Genomic DNA, 18,552 nt, shown 5'->3' on the forward strand with positions numbered 1-18,552 from the left:
AAGGGACCCCGATAGAGTGGGTGAGGGCCTGGAGTATGCGCTATACCGAAAACAGTCCTCAGAACCTGTTCTCAGGGCTTTTGGATGCATCTGCAGGGATGGTCTGGATGGGGGTGTTGCAGGTGAGCCCAATGGGCTGTGGGCGAGGGCGGCTTTTGGGTAAGCCGATGGACCTGGTTGATATAGTCCCGCGGGTTCATTGACTTCGTTGGGGAAACTCCATGGCCGCAGGCAGCCTTTTAGCTTTATTGGATGACATCGCGACCATCCTTGACGACGTCGCGTTGATGACCAAAGTGGCGGCCAAAAAGAGCGTGGCCATGGCCGACGATGTCTCCGTGATGACCAAGGTCGCCGCGCAAAAGACCGCTGGCGTGCTGGGCGATGATTTGGCGCTGAACGCCCAGCAGGTCACGGGCGTACGCGCAGACCGTGAAATCCCGGTGGTATGGGCGGTGGCCAAGGGGTCCTTGATCAACAAGGTCATCCTGGTGCCTGCGGCGCTGCTGATCAGCGCTTTTTCGCCCTGGGCTGTGACGCCACTGTTAATGCTCGGTGGTGCTTTCCTGTGCTTTGAAGGCACAGAAAAGTTGGCCCACAAGTTTTTGCACCCACAAGAAGAAGCCCAGGCAGAGCACGACAGCCTGGTCAAAGCCAATGCCGATCCTGCCGTGGACATGGTGGCTTTTGAGAAGGAGAAGATCCAAGGTGCCGTGCGCACGGACTTCATCTTGTCCGCCGAGATCATTGCGATCACGTTGGGCACGGTGGCAAACGCGCCCTTTGCGCAGCAGGTCATGGTGCTCAGCGGCATTGCATTCATCATGACGTTGGGTGTGTACGGTCTCGTGGCAGGCATCGTCAAGTTGGACGACCTTGGCCTGTGGCTGCATCGCAAAAGCAGCAGTGCTGCCCAGGCCATGGGTCGTGGCATCTTGTGGGCGGCCCCTTGGCTGATGAAGGGCTTGTCGGTGGCTGGCACTGCCGCCATGTTCCTGGTGGGGGCGGTATCTTGGTGCACGGTGTGCCTTGGCTGCACCACGCCGTCGAAGGTTGGGGTACTGTGGCAGCCCAGTGGCCCGTGGGGGCTTGTGGTCGGTTTTGGTTCCCAATGGGGTGAATGCGTTGATTGGGCTGCTCGCTGGGGTGGTGGTGCTTGTGGCCGTAACGGCGGTGCAACGTTTGCGCGGCAGTCCTGCCACCCAAGGTTGAAGGGGGCGGCACCTGGCCCGTCGATTGAATGGGCGCCGACCGAATCGCCTCGGGTAAACACGGGGTTGTTTGACCTGTGGCAAGGTTGACCATTTCGCTAACAGGCCCAATACAAACACGGGGGTCGTCCCCGTTCAACTGCATTGAGTTCTGTATGAAGAAAAACCTGCTGACCGTGGCCGTTCTGTGCGCAATGATGACTTCGGGCGCTGCGTTTGCGCAGCAAGCCGAAGGCCCTTGGCTGGTGCGTGCCCGTGCCGTGAACCTCGATAGCGCCAACAAAGACAGCACCGGCCTCGGTCTGTCGATCAACGACAAGGTCATTCCTGAAGTCGACGTGTCGTACTTCTTCACCCCCAACATTGCTGCTGAACTGGTGTTGACCGTGCCCCAAAAGCACAACCTGAGCTCCAGCACCTTGGGCGGCAAGATTGGCACGCTCAAGCACCTGCCTCCTTCGCTGCTGGTGCAATACCACATGCCCATGGGCAGCTTCAAGCCTTACGTGGGCGCTGGTATCAACTACACACGCTTTTCCAGCGTGAAGTTGCCCGCTGGCGTAGACATTGACCGCAACAGCTTTGGTGCAGCCCTGCAAGTGGGCGTGGACATTCCGCTGCAAAAGAACCTGTATCTGAACCTGGACGTCAAGAAGGTCTTCATCAAGACCGACGTGAGCTTGGCAGGCGCCAAGATTGGCACGTTCAAGGTGGACCCTGTTCTGGTGGGTGTGGGCCTCGGCTGGCGCTTCTGATGCGCCTTGCGCAGCGGCAACGCTGCGCACATTCTGGTGGGGAAAGCCAGCGCATCTGCGCTGGCTTTTTTTATGGCTTCACGGGGGCCGGGTGTGTTGGCACGAAACGAATCAACCCCCGGTCATTTCGCGTGGATGAGAACCTGGGTTAGCCCGCTGTCGGCTCCGTGCAAGGCAAGGACAGTGTGAACCGCGCCCCTTCGCCGGGTGTGGAGGTGACGGTCAGTTCGCCATGCATCAACTCCGCCAGCGCCCTGGACAGGGCCAGGCCCAAGCCTGTGCCTCCATGCTCACTGCTCACCTGGGCGCTGCCTTGGCGAAATTTCTCAAAAATCAGATCATGCAAGTGCTGTGGAATGCCGGGGCCCGAGTCCACGACATGAAACTGCAGCCGTGTTCCTTCTGCCCCTGTTTCCACTTCCAGCCGCACGCCGCCTTGTGCGGTGAACTTGAGGGCATTGGAGAGCAGGTTGTTCAGAATTTGCTTGAGCCTGAGCCCGTCGCACACCAGCAATTGCGGGGTGTCTGGTGATACCGACACTTGCAGCGTCAGGCCCTTTTGGGCCGCTGAAATAGCGAAGAAGTCGGCCGTGTTTTGCACCAGTTCGCGCACGGGGTGGGGCGCCAGCACAATGGGCATGGCCCCGGCCTCGACCTTGGCCAAGTCCAGAATTTCGGTGAGCAATGTGTTGAGGTGGTCTGCAGCCTGCCGGATCAAGGTGGCTGCCTCCCTGAACGAAGGCTGCTGCAAGCGCAACTCCATCAGTTCCGCAAAGCCCCGGATGCTGGTGAGCGGCGTGCGCAGCTCGTGCGACACCGCCGCCAGAAACTCACTTTTGGCCTGGCTGGCAGATTGGGCCTGCGCCTCGCTGATGGCCAGCGCTGCATGGGACTCTTCCAGCCGGCGCACGCCGCGCAAAAAACCCACGCCGCTGGCCACGATGGCTGCGCCCAGCACCAACGCCACGGTCAGCGTCACGTTGCGCATGTCTCGCCACTCTTCCAGCGCTGCCTCCGTGGTGTTGGATACCACCACGTTCAGGGGGTACCCCGGCACCCGCCTGAAGGCTGTGATGCGCTCCGTCTTGTCCACCTCACTGACCCGAACGTAGACGCCTTCTGGCTTGTTGAGATCAGCCAAAGGGTGGCCATTGGGCAGCGTGACGGACTTGCCCATGCCTGTGGCTTTCCCACCTGCCACCCGAGCGCGCAGTGTGTTGTCGTCGCCCAGCAACGACACAGCGCCTCCGGCCCCTAATTCAACGTCGCCATACACCGTTTCAAAGTAGTCGGGGTCGACCGATGCCACCACGACCCCATGCAGGTAGCCGCTGGGTGACACGATGGGGCGCGAGAGTTGCAGCGTCCACTGGCCAGACACCTTGCCCAGCACCGGTTTGCCTACAAACAGACCGTTGCGTGTGATTTGCGTGCGAGCATCCAGGTGGCGCGTTGGCTCCAGATGCACCTGGATGTGCTCGCGTTCCGAGAGATCAAGCGGCCCGGTTTTCTGTCCGTCGGGGTCCAGATTGCTGGCCACAAACCGCCCATCCGCCCCCACGACAGAGAGCTGGGTCAAGATATCCGGGACGAGGCCCGTCTCATTGGCCAGCCGTGTGTAGTCTGAGGGCTGAAAGCTGCCTTTGGCGACGGCGTCGCGCATGCGCAGCGTGGCTTGGTCGATGGGAGCTAGCACGCGCAGCGTTTGTTCTTGCAGCACCCGTGCCAAGTTGGCGTTTTGCCGCTCCTGGGCGTCTATCGCGTCTTGCCATTTGGTGTAGAGCGCCAACGCCACCAGTGCTGCCGTCACCACCAGCGCCAGGGCCACAAAGCCAATCACCTTGGCCTGCAAGTCTTTGGCATGCAGCGGGTTCAAGGCCGCAGCGACTGGGGGGCTTGGCAGCGGCTGCACGGCAGGGGGTGATTTTTCCAACATGGTTCCCATGGTTCAGAGCATGCCACTTTCCCGCCGCTTTGCGCAGAGGGCTGTTGCTGGATCCGCGAGCCGACTCTGCGGCCGCATGGCCAAGTGGGTTCTGCGGGCTATCCGGCCAGAATCGGCGTGCACAACTCGACCAAGGTGCCGTCTGGGCATCGCAGGTAAGACACCGTTTGGCCCCACGGCTTGGTGCTGGGGGGGCCAGCTCGGTGGCTCCGCTGCCCAGCGCCTGTTGGTGGGCGGTGGGGACATCGGGTGTGACCAGAGCGATCTCCATGCCCAGGGGCTGTGCGCTGGCATGGGCAGCGACATGGCCGCCTGCAAAGTTGGCGTGGCCTAGCGAGTGGTCTGCAAAAGCCAGCGTGGTGGCGCCGGTCTCCAGCTCGCCGTAGGTGCCTGACTCATGCAAAAAACGCCTTGTCATGCCAAAGGCCTGCTCGAAAAAGGCCAGCGAGGCCGCTACGTCCGGAACGTAAATGATGGTGTAGCCGAATTGCATGGAGAAAGCCCAGTGGGTGGTGACTGTGTTCGGTCATTCTGCACCACCGGGCACGCGGCGGGGCGCCTGTTTATGCAAGCGTTGCCACTGCGACAACTGCGAACCCCAGAGCGAGGTTGATGCCCACCCACGTCCGGATTTGGGCCAGCACTTTGCCCGCCTCCGGCCAGTGAGCGCTTTGGTGGGCGCGGCTGAGCCGGGGGAAAAGCGACAGGCGGATGTACCCAAAGATGACGGCCATGACCGCGCCCAGGGCCGCCATCACAGTCCAGCCCAAGGGCATGGCAAAACTGCCCCCCGCTTGCACTGTGTGCTTGGCGACGTGGCCCACCATCCACAGGCCTGATGCGAGCAGGGCCACCACGGCTGCCACCACGGTCGCAAAAAAGCGGCGCAAAACGCCTTGCATCAGGCCAACGCGCAGCGCAGGCTCCAGCGTTTGTGCGGCAGGGCGCAAAAAGAAATGGGCGAAGAACATGCCCCCCAGCCAGACGATGGCCGCGAGCAAGTGAACCAGTTTGAGGGTTGCGTACAGCATGGTGGTGTGGGCCTTTCTTTCCCGGAGAAGATCGTACATAGGGTCTAAGAACCTGTTCAAAGTCTTTTTTGGAGTTGCACAAGCGGCTTGCCGGGATGGGCTGCTAGGCGCAGCGCGCAGCCAATAGCCCGTGCTATTGGCAAGCGGTGCAACAACGCAGACTGCCCGGCAAGCCACTTGCCCGAAGGGTTGGAGTGAAATCGGGCGATTGAACGCCCCGGCTGCTTGCATGGGCACGAGCCCATGCTGCGCATCCGAAGCATCCACTCATCCCGATTGCACTCCAATGCAATCTCCAAAAAGACTTTGAACAGGTTCTCAGAGTGGCTCACAAAACTCAGCGAAGCGGCCCTGGCCAGGCGTTTCGCCACAAGCATTACAAGCCTTGCGAAAAGGCGAAACAACGACCCCAGGGGCGTTTTGTGATCCCTCTAAGCCGAGCCAGACAGCCCCTGGCGCGTCGCTGCGCCACGCGGGTGAACAATGAACTGATTGCCGCCGTTGCGCTTGGCCTGGTACATGGCCTCATCGGCGTGGCTGAGCAGCATGCTTTCATGGGTGCCGTGCTCTGGAAATACCGCCATACCAATGCTGGGCTGGATGCTCAGTGCCAGTCCATTCAGATCAAATGGCTGAGCGAACGCTGTGAGAATTTTCTGGGCCACAGGCTGGGGCAGCTCGCCTGCATGAATGCCTTCGAGCAGCACCACAAACTCGTCTCCCCCCAGCCTGGCCACGGTGTCCGAGCCACGTACGCAGGCTTGCAGGCGCTGCGCTACGCCCTGCAGCAGCAAATCGCCCATCGCGTGACCGAGGGTGTCGTTGACCTCTTTGAAACGGTCCAAGTCAATGAACAGCAAAGACAGCAGGGTTTGCTCCCGGTGTGCGCGCGCCATGGCAATCCTCAGCCGGTCATTGAAGAGCGCGCGGTTCGGCAGGGCGGTCAACTGGTCGTACTGCGCCATGTGCTGCAGCCGCTCGTGCATCTGGGTGCGCTCAATGGCCAAAGCCACCTGGGTGGAGACAAACTGCAGCAATTCCTTGTCGGCCTCGCTGTAGGTGTCTCCCTCGGCAGGGCCTTGCAACAACAGGGCGCCCATCGCGCCGTCCTGGGCGGGCAGTGGCACCCCGAGCCAGTGGCAGGTTTGTGGCCCTTCGCAAGTCGACAGCCGCAAGGGCCTGTCCTCCTGGATCACCCGGGTGCACAGCTGGATTTGCCCGGCTCCGGGTGTGCTGTGTGGGTTTTGCTCCAGCGCAGGGGCCAGATAGGGAAAGCTCAAAGCACCACGCGCGCGGTCATGCAGTGCCACTGTGAACTGGGCGACCGCCATCAGCCCACCAATGATGCGGTGAATGCGTTCAAAAAGGGTGGGCAGGTTGGGGGCGGCATGCGCGGCTTCCGAGATGGCATAGATCGCCGCGTGCATCGACTCGGTGTGCTTGCGCTTGGTGATGTCATGGGCCACAGCCAGGCGCAAGCGGCGCTCGGGCAGCCACTGGGCGGTCCACAGAATGTGCGCGACGGCTCCGTCTTTGCGCACGTAGCGGTTCTCAAACTGCAATTGGGGGCTTCCGCCCATGACCCGCTGGGCTTGCTGCTCCGTGGCTTGGAGGTCTTCGGGGTGGACCAGGTCCAACATCCGCAGCCCGACCGCTTCTTGCGGGGTGTAGCCAAAAATACGCTCGAACGCGGGGCTCACAAAAACAATGCGGCTGTCCTCGTCCACGATGCAGACGGCATCCAGCAAGAGATCAATGACATTCAGTGACGAGATGCTTTGCATTGCGTGCCAGTTTGAAGCCAATGGAGCCCTGTGTTGCCGTCAAGCTTGCTTAACCGGTGGTTACACAAGGGTTTTGGCAGAGAGCGCAAGGGCGGGGCCGCCCATCGGACAGCGGATCCCATTGTGCAGCCGGAATGCGGGTGAGGAAATGACGGGGTTGCAGCCGCAAAACAACAGCATTCCCCCGCTTGTCTGGGAGGTTGAACTTATGCTATGCATTTCATAGCTGCTAGCGCTTGTATTTGTTGCGTAAAACGCAAATTTGGCTTGAAGCATGTGCGGTAACCAGATGTTGCCAAATGTGGCGCAAAATGCGGGCATATTTGCCGTCGCTCAAAGCGCCTGGGTCTTTGCTGAGAACCACCTGCTGCGCAGGAGGTTCGAGCCAGGCAGGCTTGGTGGTGTCTGGCTTTTAACCCCTTTTTATGACACTGTCCTTCCTCTCTCTCGGTCGCTATCGCCACTGGCTGTCAGGCTGTGCTGTGGCATTGGTGGGGTTGGTCACGACCTACTGGCTGGTGCAGCAGCAATGGCAGTCGGTGGCCATGGTGGAGCAGACACGGTTCACGCAGGAGGCCCGCGCCTTCACCGATGCCCTGAGCCAGCGCGTAGCCGCCAATACTGAAATTGTGTACGGCCTGCACAACCTGTTTGCGCTGAACCCGCAGCTGGGGCGCGCCGAATTCGAGCGGGTTGTGTCGGAGTTGGATGCTGTGCAGCGCTATCCCGGGGTGCGCAACTTGGCATTTACCAAGAGCGTGTCCCACAGTGAGCGAGCCGGCTACGAGGCCAGCATTCGCGCCGAGCTGTCGCGCGATGCGCCAGGTGCGCCTGTTTTCACGGTGCACCCGCCTGGTGATCGGGACGAGTATTTTGTGGTGCACTACATATGGCCGCTTGAGGGCAATGCTCACATGCTGGGGATGGACATCAGTGCACAGCCGACCAACTTGGCGTCCATGCATTACAGCCGCGACAGCGGCAGGCCCGTGGCCTCTGCGCCGTTTGATTTGCTGCAGGAGCAAACCCACCGGCCGGCATTTGTCATCCGCATTCCGGTGTTTGACAGGAGCGGGGGGCACAGCAGTGGGCCACCGCCTTTTCTGGGCGCTGTGGCCGCCACCATCCGGGTGTATGACATGGTGCGAGCGCTGGAAGCCCAGGGCTACCTGCAAGGTGTGGCTGTGGCGATGGAGGATGCGGGCTCGGTGCGCGAACAGGTCGCAGACAAGACTGCACGCCCTTTGCTGGAGCCCACAGGCCAGGCCCTGCCTGGTGCGCCCACGCTGGTCAAAGGCTTGCAGGTGCATGACCGGCGCTGGCGCCTGACCTTCCAGCCCACACGCTCGCTGTTGTCGCCCACGGAGCAGCGCTTGCCCTGGATTGCCGGTGGGGCAGGGGCCCTTGTGTCGGGCTTGCTGGGGGTGCTGGTGACGCTGCTGGTGCGCCAGCGCACCAGCGCGTTGGTGCAGGCACAGGCATCGGATGAAGCCCGGCGCGAGAGCGAGGAACGCTTTCGCGCCCTGTTCAACCAGGCCGCTGTCGGCGTCGCGCAGATCAACTCGCAAAACGGGCTGATCGTTCGCATCAACCAGCGCTACTGCGACATCATTGGCTACACCGCCGCAGAGCTGCAGGGCCGCAGCCTGCGCGAGATCAGCCATCCGGCCGATCAGCCTGCGGGGTTTGCCCAGATGGACCGCCTCAAAGCGGGCGATATTCCTGAGTTCCGCATCGAAAAACGCTACTTTCACAAAAATGGCGCGGAAGTCTGGGTGGACCTGACCGTGACCCCTATGTGGACCCTGGGTGCCACGCCAGACTTTCACATTGCCATGGTGCAAGACATCACCTCGCGCAAGCAAATGGAAGAGACACTGCGCGGCAACGAGCAGCGCCTGCGCGGCATTTTGCAGCGTTTGCCCGTGGGGGTGTGCCTGGTGCAGCACGATGGGCGCATGAGCTTTCGCAACGAACGCTTTGTGCAAATTTGCGGTTACACCGAGCAGGACATCCCCACCGCTGAGCAGTGGTGGCAGCAGGTGTACCCCGACGCCGAAACCCGCGCACGGCACCGTGCCGCCTGGGGCCGGGCGCTGGAGCATGCCCATGCCTTCGATGGCAGCATTGAGCCCGCCGAGTATGTGATCCATTGTCACGACGGCCAGCAGCGCAGCGTTGAAATTGCCGGGGTGCTGGTGGGCAAGGACCACCTCATCACCATGGTGGACCTGAGCCAGCGCAAGGCCGCGGAGGAAGAGATCCGCTACCTGGCCTTCTACGACCCCTTGACCCGGCTGCCCAACCGGCGCCTGTTGCTGGACCGCTTGCAGCAGGCCCTGGCCACGAGCGCCCGCCACCAGCGCAGCGGGGCCCTGCTGCTGCTGGACCTGGACAACTTCAAAACCCTGAACGAAACCCAGGGACACGACCGTGGCGACACGCTGCTGCTGCAGGTGTCGCACCGCCTGCGCGCCTGCGTGCATGAAGACGACACGGTGGCCCGCCAAGGGGGGGATGAGTTTGTGGTGGTGCTCGAAGACCTGGGTGACACCCCGGAAGACGCTGCTGCACGCGCGGAAGACGCTGCGCAAAAAATCCTCCAGGCCCTGCGCGAGCCCTACACGCTGGACGGTGAGGCCCACCACAGTTCCCTGAGCATGGGGATCACCGTCTTCAGCGGTATGCGTGAGACGGTGGATGAACTGCTCAAGCGTGCCGACCTGGCCATGTACCAGGCCAAGTCTGCGGGGCGGGACACTTTGCGCTTTTACGACCCGCAAATGCAGGCCGCCGTCAGTGCCCGTGCGGCGCTGGAGGCCGATATGCGCGCAGGCCTGGCCCAGGAGCAGTTCGAGCTGTACTACCAGCCCCAGGTGGACAACGGCCGCATCACCGGGGCCGAGGCACTGCTGCGCTGGCGCCATCCGCGCGATGGTTTTGTCTCGCCTGCGCAATTTATTCCACTGGCGGAAGAGTCCGGCCTCATCCTGCCGCTGGGCGAGTGGGTGCTCAACGCCGCCTGCGAGCGCCTGGCGCAGTGGGCGCAGCAGCCTTTGCTTGCGGGGCTCAGCCTGGCCGTCAACGTGAGCCCGCGGCAGTTTCACCAAAGCAGCTTTGTGCCGCAGGTGCTGGCGGCTTTGGCCCGCTCGGGGGCCGAGGGCGCGCGCCTCAAACTTGAAATGACAGAAGGTCTGCTGTTGGCCGATGTGGAAGACACCATCGCCAAGATGGCCAAGCTCAAGAGCTATGGCGTGGGCTTTTCGCTCGACGATTTCGGCACTGGGTATTCATCGCTGGCCTACCTCAAGCGCCTGCCGCTGAACCAGCTCAAAATCGACCAGAGCTTTGTGCGCGATGTGCTCACCGACCCCAACGATGCGGCCATTGCCCGCACCGTGGTGGCCCTGGCCACCAGCCTGGGGCTGAGCGTGATTGCTGAAGGGGTGGAGACCGAGGAGCAGCGGGCGTTTTTGGCACGCAACCACTGCCACAGCTGGCAAGGGTATCTGCTGAGCAAGCCCATTCCTGTGGCCGATTTTGAGCGGCTGGTGGCCGAGTACAACGGCCAGCAGGGGCCTGCTTAAGGCCTGCTGGGCGGTGGCGACAAAGCCCCGGAATGTTGTGAGAACCCGTGTGCGCTTCCGTCAGCTTGCCGCAAGCACGTTATGAATAATTATGAATTCAAAACCTAGGCCAAGCGCGCTGCCCCTCGCGTGCGCCGGCGAACACCTCCTCCTGCCGCAGGTGCCTGCGGCGGAGTAGCGTGTTGGGCTGCCATCATCGGTGGCCGTGCCTGCTGCAATGGCCCAGGTCCAGATCGAGATGCAAGGAGACATAACCCATGAGCGCCACGACCCCCACGGCCAGCTACGCTGACTTCTACCGCCATTCCATCGACCACCGCGATGCCTTTTGGGGCGAGCAGGCGGCGCTCATCGACTGGCACACGCCGCCCCAGCAGGTGTGCGACTACAGCAACCCTCCCTTTGCCAAATGGTTTGTGGGCGGCACCACCAACCTGTGCCACAACGCGGTAGACCGCCACCTGCAAGCCCGTGCCGACCAGCCCGCGCTGGTGGCGATTTCCACCGAGACCGATACCGAGCGCAGCTACAGCTTTGCCGAGCTGCATGCCGAAGTGCAGCGCATGGCCGCCACGCTGCAAGGCCTGGGGGTCAAGAAGGGCGACCGCGTTCTCATCTACATGCCCATGATTGCCGAAGCCGCCTTTGCCATGCTGGCCTGCGTGCGCATCGGTGCTTTGCACTCGGTGGTGTTTGGCGGCTTTGCGGCGGGCTCGTTGGCCTCGCGCATCGAAGACGCCGAGCCCGTGGCCGTGGTCAGTGCCGATGCAGGATCGCGTGGCGGCAAGGTGGTGCCTTACAAGCCCTTGCTGGACGAAGCCATCAGCCTGTCGGCCCACAAACCTGCGGCCGTGCTCATGGTCAACCGGGGCCTGGTCCCCATGGCTTTGCAAGCGGGGCGCGACCACGACTGGGCATCGCTGCGCGAGCAGCACCTGCATGCCGTGGTGCCGTGTGAATGGGTCGAATCCACCCACCCCAGCTACACCCTGTACACCAGCGGCACCACCGGCAAGCCCAAGGGCGTGCAGCGCGACACCGGCGGCTACACCGTGGCCCTGGCGGCCAGCATGAAGCACATCTTTGATGCCAAGGAGCAGGTTTTCACCGCCGGGCCGCCCCAAGGTGAAAACGCGGCCCCCTCGGGGGCAGCGACCCGCGTGAGCGGCGGAGCGTGGGGGTCTTTTTCGCCACCAGCGACATCGGCTGGGTGGTGGGACACAGCTACATCATCTATGGCCCGCTGATTGCGGGCATGACCACCATCATGTACGAAGGCCTGCCCACCCGGCCCGATGCGGGCGTGTGGTGGAGCATCGTGGAAAAGTACAAGGTCACGCACATGTTCTCGGCCCCCACGGCCGTGCGCGTGCTCAAGAAGCAAGACCCCAGCTGGCTCAAAAAATATGACGTCTCCAGCCTCAAGGCCTTGTGGCTGGCGGGCGAGCCGCTGGACGAGCCCACGGCGCAATGGATCAGCGACGCGCTGGCCGTGCCCATCATCGATAACTACTGGCAGACTGAAACCGGCTGGCCTATCTTGACCCTGGCCAATGGGGTAGAGCAGCAAACCACCCGCTTTGGCAGCCCTGGCAAAGCCACGTATGGCTACGCCGTGAAGATCATCGACGAGTCCACCGGCGAAGAGCTGACAGGGGCCAACCAAAAAGGCGTGGTCGCCATCGAAGGCCCGCTGCCCCCGGGCTGCATGCAAACCGTGTGGCGCGACGACGCCCGGTTTGTGAACACCTACTGGAAGAGCATTCCTGGCCGCCTCATCTACAGCACCTTTGACTGGGGCATTCGCGATGCCGATGGCTACCACTTCATCCTGGGCCGCACGGACGACGTGATCAACGTGGCGGGCCACCGCCTGGGCACCCGTGAGATCGAGGAGAGCATCGCCTCGCACCCCAACATCGCCGAGGTGGCCGTGGTGGGCGTGGCCGACCAGCTCAAGGGCCAGGTGGCCATGGCGTTTGCCGTGGCGCGCGATGCGTCGGGGCTCGACTCGGATGCGGGCCGCCTCAAGCTGGAAGGCGAAGTCATGAAGCAGGTGGACCACCAACTGGGCGCCGTGGCCCGGCCTTCGCGCGTGTACTTTGTGAATGTGTTGCCCAAGACACGCAGTGGCAAGCTGCTGCGCCGCGCCCTGCAGGCCGTGGCCGAGCGCCGCGATCCTGGCGACTTGACCACCATGGACGACCCCGCTGCGCTGCAGCAGGTGCGTGATCTGGTCGGTTGAATTCAGCCACTCCGGGGGCCTGGGCAGGCGTTGGGGTGGCGCAGGTCGCCCTGGCGCGGGCCGCTGGATGGACCGCGCTGGGCTGTGCCGGTGAACGCTTATTTCAGGTACGAGCGCAGCGTGGTTGCCAGGGCCGCCATGTCTTTTTCGCGCTGAGTGGGTTCGATGTCGGGCTGGCCCAGGTGCTCTCGGATATGCCCCTCCAGCACCTCCGCCATCAAACCATTCACAGCGCCGCGAATGGCCGCGATCTGCTGCAAGATGGCCTGGCACTCTCCCTCATCCGACAGCGCACGCTCCAAGGCCTCGGTTTGCCCCTTGATGCGGCGCACGCGCGACAGCAAACGCTTTTTTCCGGTGATGGTGTGGCTCATGGGCGGTGATCTTAGGGCCTGTTGACGCCTTGCCACGGTTGTGCCTTTGCCTGTGCGGTCCATGGGGGGCGTGGCTGCTTGTGCGGCGCGAAGTACCGGCGCTTCCCCACCTGTTTCCGCTTGATTCTTGCGGCAGGTCTGATTCCCATTGAAAACCTTGGCAAAAGCAGGGCCAGGCTGTTTATGAAAATACTGGTGGGGGGTATATTTAGCGATCAACTTTTGAGCCCTGCGTTCATGCAAACCTCCATCGCAGCCCACGGGTGGCAGCACCCGCACCATTTCAACGAAGGCAATCCTTTGGCAGAGCGCAACACCACCTGGGCGGTGGTGCTGACGGCCAGCATGATGGTGGTCGAGATCGTGGGGGGCTGGGTCTATAACTCCATGGCCCTGGTCTCTGACGGGTGGCACATGAGCTCGCACGCCCTGGCGCTGGGCCTGTCGGTGCTGGCCTATGTCTGGGCCCGGCGGCTGGCGGGCAGCCAGCAGTTTGCCTTTGGCACCTGGAAGATCGAAGTCCTGGGCGGCTTTACCAGCGCTGTGTTGCTGACCCTGGTGGCTGCGTTGATGCTGTACCAGTCGGTGGACCGGCTGTTCACCCCCAGCCCGATCCATTACGACGAGGCCATCGTGATCGGGGTGGTGGGGCTCCTGGTCAATCTGGTGTGCGCCTGGCTGCTGCGCGGCGGGCACCATCACCACGGTCATGACCATGGACACGGACACCATCATGGTCATGACCACCCGGTGCACCACCAGGACCTGAACCTGCGGGCCGCCTACGTGCATGTGGTGGCCGATGCCGCCACCTCGGTGCTGGCCATCGTGGCCCTGTTTGGGGGCAAGCTCTGGGGCGCCGCCTGGTTGGACCCAGCGATGGGCATCGTGGGCTCAGGCCTGGTGGCGTTGTGGGCCTTGGGTCTGCTGCGCGACTCTGCCACGGCCTTGCTCGATGCAGAGATGGACGCCCCTGTGGTGGCTGAGATCCGCGAGGTCATCGAACAAAGCCCGGTGCCTGCCACGCTGTGCGACCTGCATGTTTGGCGAGTGGGCACCGACAAATATGCCTGCGTGGTGGCCCTGGCCACGGCGGCGGATGTGACGCCTGACTATTTCAAACAGCAGCTGCGCATCCACGAGGAACTGGTGCACATCACGGTGGAAGTGAACCATCTTCCGGCCAGCGGCGCGTTGGCGCAGTGACGTAAGTCCATAGCTATAAAGTACTTCAAAAATGATAGCTGCTAGCGCCTGCTAGTTAAGCGCTAGAGTCTGTTTTTATTGAAATCTCTGTTCATGCGTGTCTTTCTTGTTGCTGGCGCCATGGTGGTCGTGGGCGTTCTCATCGGTACATCGCTGCCTGTGTGGGCAGCCAAGCCCTTGCCGCCTGGGGCCACGGCGGTGGTCCAGGCCGTGCACGCGGCGGCGGGGCAGCAACGCCACGCGGCGTTGCAACGGCTGATGGCGCCAGAGTTTGTATGGAGCTTTGGTGGCGATGCGGATGCACAGCAGGCGATTGCTGCCTGGAAGGCAGATCCCAAGGCCTTGAAGTCTTTACGCCGCGTAACGGGCGCGCCCTGCGCAGCGTTGCCCGACGGCAGTGTGGAGTGCCCCCGACAAGCGGGCCGCGCCGCCCGTGCCCGCTTTGAGCCCACCGCCCAGGGCTGGCGCATGGTGTCTTTTGTGGCGGGGGATTGATCGCTGGTGGGGCGGGAGGGATGCCCCTGTTTTACAGGAGGCGCAGCCGGGTCCACTGCGTGGGCGCTTGCCAGGTGTCCATCCACTGCGCGAAAGCGTCCTGGGGCATGGGGCGGGCGATGCAGTAGCCCTGGGCTTGTGGGCAGCCCAGCTGCAGCAGCATCTGCCCCTGTTCGACGCTTTCCACACCCTCGGCGATGACGCGGTAGCCAAACGAGCGCGCCAGCCCGATCACGCCCTGCACGATGGCCAGGTCGCCCGGATCGCTCATCATGCCGTGCACAAAGCTCTGGTCGATCTTGAGGGTGTCCATGGGCAGGCGGCGCAGGTAGGTCAGCGACGAGTAGCCGGTGCCAAAGTCGTCCAGCGAGATGCTCACCCCCAGTGCGCGCAACGATTGCAGCGTGTGGGTGACGGCCTGCAGGTCATACAGCGCGGCGCTCTCGGTGATTTCAATCTCGACCAAATGACCTGGCACTGTGGGGTGGCGGGCCAGGCATTGCTCCAGCCAGTGGGCAAAGCCGTCTTGCTGCAAATGCTGCGCACTGACGTTGATGCTCAGTGGCATGGGCATGTTGTGGGCTTGCAGCCACTCCAGCTGGAGCAGGGCTGCCTCGATCACCCATTGGCCGAACACGATGTCGAGTTCCGTGCCCTCAATCATCGGCAGGAATTCGCCAGGGGTCAGCACGCCGCGCTCGGGGTGCAGCCAGCGCACCAGGGCCTCTGCACCCACCACGCTGCCCGATCGCATGTCCACCTTGGGCTGCAGGTACAGCGTGAACTGGGCCTCGTTCAGCGCGTTGCGCAGGTGCTTGGCCTGCTCGCGCAGCAGCTGCACGGCACGGTCCTGCGCTGCGTCAAACAGGTGGAAACGGTTGCGCCCGGCCTGCTTGGCGGCGTACATGGCCTGGTCTGCGTGGCGCAGCAAGGTGTCGGCATCGGCATCGTCTGAAGGGAATAGCGTGTAGCCGATGCTGGCGGTGACGACCACGCGCTCGGCGTCCAGTGGGTAGGGGGCGGCCACGCTGTCCATGACGCGGGTCAGCCGGGCTTCGCAGTCGCAGCCCGATGCCAGGTGGGGCAGCAGGATGACGAATTCGTCGCCGCCCAGGCGGGCCACGCAGTCTTCGGGTCGCAGTGCGCGTGTCAGCCGTCCCGCCACGGCCACCAGCAGGCGGTCTCCGGCCCCGTGCCCAAAGCGGTCGTTCACGGGCTTGAAGCCGTCCAGGTCCAGGTAGGCCACGCCCAGCAAGCTGCCCTGCGCGCGGGCGCTGGCCATGGCCTCTTGTAGTTTGCGCGCCAGCAGCACGCGGTTGGGCAGACCCGTCAGGGCATCAAAGTGGGCCAGTTTTTGCAGCAACACCTCTTGCTCGCGCTGCGGCGTCACGTCAATGGCCACGCCCAGCATGCGCTGTGGCGTGCCCCGGGCGTCAAAGCTCACGATCTTGCCCAGGTTGCGCACCCAGCGGGGCTGGTCGCTGCCCGTGCCGTGCAGGCGCCAGGTGGCATCAAACGGCGTGGCGTGGTGCTTGGCGTGGCGTGATATTTCTGCGGCGATGCGCTCCACGTCGTCCGGGGCCACCAGGTGGGTCCAATCGGTGGGCTCGGCTCCGGCCTCTTGCCCATGGGCGCTGCGCAGGGCGCGCCAGCGGCTGTCGCCCGTCACGGTGCCTGCCTGCAAATCCCAGTCCCACAGGCCCAGCGATGCGGCCGAGATGGTGAGCGAGAGCAGCTCTTCGCGCTCGCGCACCTTTTCTTCCGAGCGTTTGCGGTCGGTGATGTCCTGCACCGAGAACATCCAGCACGGCTCGCCATCAAAGTCCGTCATGCGCATGGATTGCAGCACTGTGCGCGGCGGGCCGTTGCGCGGCTGGATGGTGACTTCGTAGCTGTTGAGCTGGCCGGTGGGCTCGGCGGCCCGGATCAGGTTGGCGCGGTCGGTGGGGTCAAAAATGCCCATCTCGATGGAGTTGCGCCCCAGGGCTTCGCTGCGCGGGATGCCGATCATCTCCTCCCAGGCCGGGTTGATTTCGACGTACTGCCCATCGCTGCAGCGCGACAGCCCCATCGGGAAGGGCATGAGCTGGAAGATCCGGGAAAAGCGTTCCTCCGACTGGTTCAGCCGCAAGCGCGCGCGCCGGGCTTCGTCGATGTCTTGCGTCACGCCCCGCAGCCGGGCAACCCGGCCATGCTCCAGCACGGCCTCGCAGCGCGCCCGTATCCAGAGCCTGCGGCCATCCGCACGCAGGATCTCCAGGTCCATGCTCCACTCTTTCCGGTGGTCGATGCAGTCGCGGAACTTCTGGCGCAGCTCGGCCTGGTACTCGGGGGGCACGTACCGATCGATGTAGTTGTCCGGCAGGGGACTGCCTGGGGGCAGACCGTGGATCTCAAAGCACATGTCTGACCAGTACAGCAGCCCTCCCTTGGCCAGGTCGTGCTCCCAGGCGCCCAGCCGGGCCAGGCGGCCCGCCTGCTGCAGCAGGCCGTTGCGGGTTTTCAGCTCTTCGCTGGTGCGCTCGGCCTCGGTCATGTCGTGGAAGACAAACACAAAGCCCTCTTGCCCGTTGATGTGCACGGGCCGGGCTGAGGTGAGTCCCGACACGGTGGAGCCATCGGGGCGCTGCGCACGCATGGGCAACTGGTGCGCCTGCCCGTTGCGCAGCACGGCGTGCAGCAGCCGCGTGTGTTCGTGCTGGCTGGCCCACAGGTTCAGCTGCTGTGAAGTGCGGCCCAGCACCTGCTCGCGCGGCAGGCCCAGCAGGGTGCACAGGGCGGGGTTGGCCTCCAGCAGGCGCCCGTCGTTCATGCTGGCAATGCCAGCGGGGTCGGGCAGGGTCAGGTAGATGGTGCTGGACTTGGCCTCAGAGGCGCGCAGTGCGTCCTGCACCTCGTGGTGGGCGGTGATGTCCACATCCATGCCCGCCAGGCGAACGGGGCGCCCCTGGGCATCGCGTTCGGCCACCGTACCGCGCGACATGATCCAGCGCCACTGGCCAGCCGTGTTCTTCACACGGAACTCCGCTTCGTAGGCTTCCTCCTGCCCGTTTTGCGATCTCGCCAGGTAGTCCGCAGCACGCTCGGCGTCTGCTGGGTGGCGCCGTTCGTACCAGCGCTGCCACAGGTCAGGGACCTGGGTGTCCTCGATGCCAAAAGCGGCGTAAAAGTGGCCTTCGCATCGGAACTGGCGGGTGGCCACATCCCACTCCCAGCGCCCTCCGTTAAGGGAGTCCAGTGCCAGGCGCAGTTGTTCCTCGCGCTGCGCCAGCGCCTGGTGGGCCTGCTGCAGCGCCTGCGTGGCCTGTGCGCGGGCCGCCAGCAATTGGCGGCCGGTGCCCAGCAGCAGCACCCCCGCACCGTGGTGCCAGGGCATGAGTGCCAGGGCTTCCAGCACCGAGGTGGGGCTGGGCACCCCCCCGCTGATCCACAGGCCCGCGTAGGTGACCGCTGGCAGCAGCCCGGCCACGGCCAGCATGCTGATCCACAGGCGGGCATCGCCATTGCCTTGCCAGGCATACCTGCGGGCCAAAAGGCCCAGCACCCAGGCCCCCGCCAGCACGCAGCCCACGCTGGCCCAGGGGGCGTTTGGAATCCACCACTGCGCCCCCAGCGCCACACCCGCCGAGACAAGGGCCGCCACCGGTCCAAAGTACAAGCCCAGAAATGCGGTGGCCGTGGGGTGCACCACCACCCCCAGGTTCAGTGCGCTGTAGCGCAGGGTCATGAGCAGCAGCGCCGACACCAACCCCCCACCAAGCCCGCCACCACCTGGCTGCGCATGGAAGGGCGCAGCACCTCGGCGGGCTCCAGCCACACCAGGGTCAGCACAATGAGGGCGAGCAGGCCACCGGCCAGCAGCATGATGACGCTCATGGGACCGGTGGGCAGGCAGGAGGGGGGCGGTACCGGCCAGCAG

Annotated in this window: 10 protein-coding genes and 3 pseudogenes; 6 read left to right on the forward strand and 7 right to left on the reverse strand. The window is 63.7% G+C overall.

The window, feature by feature from the left end:
- Nucleotides 1-221: 221 nt before the first annotated feature.
- Nucleotides 222-1,212, forward strand: a pseudogene (locus EAG14_RS08800) (DUF808 domain-containing protein).
- A 154-nt stretch (nt 1,213-1,366) separates the two neighbouring features.
- A complete protein-coding gene (locus EAG14_RS08805; RefSeq protein WP_099655726.1) occupies nt 1,367-1,966 on the forward strand; it encodes an OmpW family protein in 600 nt (199 codons plus the stop codon).
- 148 nt (nt 1,967-2,114) lie between these two features.
- On the opposite strand, the gene EAG14_RS08810 is transcribed toward EAG14_RS08805, so the two are convergent.
- From EAG14_RS08810 to EAG14_RS08830, 4 genes and pseudogenes are all read right to left on the reverse strand, one after another.
- Entirely contained in the window at nt 2,115-3,902 is a 1,788-nt protein-coding gene (locus EAG14_RS08810; RefSeq protein ID WP_121728617.1) for an ATP-binding protein, read from the reverse strand.
- A gap of 107 nt (nt 3,903-4,009) precedes the next feature.
- Nucleotides 4,010-4,404: pseudogene (locus EAG14_RS23250) on the reverse strand (VOC family protein).
- Between the two features lie 70 nt (nt 4,405-4,474).
- On the reverse strand, nt 4,475-4,942 hold the full coding sequence (locus EAG14_RS08820; RefSeq protein WP_121728618.1) for a CopD family protein: 468 nt from the start codon (nt 4,940-4,942) through the stop codon (nt 4,475-4,477).
- A 431-nt stretch (nt 4,943-5,373) separates the two neighbouring features.
- Nucleotides 5,374-6,726 carry a diguanylate cyclase domain-containing protein gene (locus EAG14_RS08830; protein ID WP_121728619.1) on the reverse strand — a complete coding sequence of 451 codons (1,353 nt, stop codon included), beginning with the start codon at nt 6,724-6,726 and terminating at the stop codon, nt 5,374-5,376.
- A 425-nt stretch (nt 6,727-7,151) separates the two neighbouring features.
- Between EAG14_RS08830 and EAG14_RS08835 the strand changes: the two genes are divergently transcribed.
- Together EAG14_RS08835 and EAG14_RS08840 are read left to right on the forward strand one after the other, a co-directional pair.
- Complete coding sequence (locus EAG14_RS08835) at nt 7,152-10,313, forward strand: EAL domain-containing protein (RefSeq protein WP_121728620.1); 3,162 nt, start codon at nt 7,152-7,154, stop codon at nt 10,311-10,313.
- 257 nt (nt 10,314-10,570) lie between these two features.
- Nucleotides 10,571-12,558 (forward strand): annotated as a pseudogene (locus EAG14_RS08840) (propionate--CoA ligase).
- 98 nt (nt 12,559-12,656) lie between these two features.
- Here EAG14_RS08840 and EAG14_RS08845 read toward each other — a convergent pair.
- On the reverse strand, nt 12,657-12,932 hold the full coding sequence (locus EAG14_RS08845; RefSeq protein WP_099655719.1) for a metal/formaldehyde-sensitive transcriptional repressor: 276 nt from the start codon (nt 12,930-12,932) through the stop codon (nt 12,657-12,659).
- A 237-nt stretch (nt 12,933-13,169) separates the two neighbouring features.
- Between EAG14_RS08845 and dmeF the strand changes: the two genes are divergently transcribed.
- Both dmeF and EAG14_RS08855 read left to right on the forward strand, forming a co-directional pair.
- Entirely contained in the window at nt 13,170-14,138 is a 969-nt protein-coding gene (gene dmeF, locus EAG14_RS08850) for a CDF family Co(II)/Ni(II) efflux transporter DmeF (RefSeq protein WP_121728621.1), read from the forward strand.
- Nucleotides 14,139-14,231: 93 nt separating this feature from the next.
- Entirely contained in the window at nt 14,232-14,633 is a 402-nt protein-coding gene (locus EAG14_RS08855) for a hypothetical protein (protein ID WP_162995945.1), read from the forward strand.
- 31 nt (nt 14,634-14,664) lie between these two features.
- On the opposite strand, the gene EAG14_RS08860 is transcribed toward EAG14_RS08855, so the two are convergent.
- Both EAG14_RS08860 and EAG14_RS23255 read right to left on the reverse strand, forming a co-directional pair.
- Complete coding sequence (locus EAG14_RS08860) at nt 14,665-18,360, reverse strand: EAL domain-containing protein (RefSeq protein WP_240456972.1); 3,696 nt, start codon at nt 18,358-18,360, stop codon at nt 14,665-14,667.
- Nucleotides 18,357-18,509 carry a hypothetical protein gene (locus EAG14_RS23255; protein WP_240456973.1) on the reverse strand — a complete coding sequence of 51 codons (153 nt, stop codon included), beginning with the start codon at nt 18,507-18,509 and terminating at the stop codon, nt 18,357-18,359. Before EAG14_RS23255 ends, EAG14_RS08860 begins: the two co-directional genes overlap by 4 nt.
- Nucleotides 18,510-18,552 lie beyond the last annotated feature (43 nt).

The organism is Acidovorax sp. 1608163, assembly GCF_003669015.1.
GTDB lineage: Bacteria > Pseudomonadota > Gammaproteobacteria > Burkholderiales > Burkholderiaceae_C > Acidovorax.

Excerpts from the sequence above, each read along its gene's own strand:
- EAG14_RS08845 (WP_099655719.1), bottom strand. The coding sequence starts at position 12,932 with ATGAGCCACACCATCACCGGAAAAAAGCGTTTGCTGTCGCGCGTGCGC.
- dmeF (WP_121728621.1), top strand. The coding sequence starts at position 13,170 with ATGCAAACCTCCATCGCAGCCCACGGGTGGCAGCACCCGCACCATTTC.
- EAG14_RS08820 (WP_121728618.1), bottom strand. The coding sequence starts at position 4,942 with ATGCTGTACGCAACCCTCAAACTGGTTCACTTGCTCGCGGCCATCGTC.
- EAG14_RS08860 (WP_240456972.1), bottom strand. The coding sequence starts at position 18,360 with ATGACCCTGCGCTACAGCGCACTGAACCTGGGGGTGGTGGTGCACCCC.
- EAG14_RS23255 (WP_240456973.1), bottom strand. The coding sequence starts at position 18,509 with ATGAGCGTCATCATGCTGCTGGCCGGTGGCCTGCTCGCCCTCATTGTG.
- EAG14_RS08810 (WP_121728617.1), bottom strand. The coding sequence starts at position 3,902 with ATGTTGGAAAAATCACCCCCTGCCGTGCAGCCGCTGCCAAGCCCCCCA.
- EAG14_RS08830 (WP_121728619.1), bottom strand. The coding sequence starts at position 6,726 with ATGCAAAGCATCTCGTCACTGAATGTCATTGATCTCTTGCTGGATGCC.
- EAG14_RS08835 (WP_121728620.1), top strand. The coding sequence starts at position 7,152 with ATGACACTGTCCTTCCTCTCTCTCGGTCGCTATCGCCACTGGCTGTCA.
- EAG14_RS08805 (WP_099655726.1), top strand. The coding sequence starts at position 1,367 with ATGAAGAAAAACCTGCTGACCGTGGCCGTTCTGTGCGCAATGATGACT.
- EAG14_RS08855 (WP_162995945.1), top strand. The coding sequence starts at position 14,232 with ATGCGTGTCTTTCTTGTTGCTGGCGCCATGGTGGTCGTGGGCGTTCTC.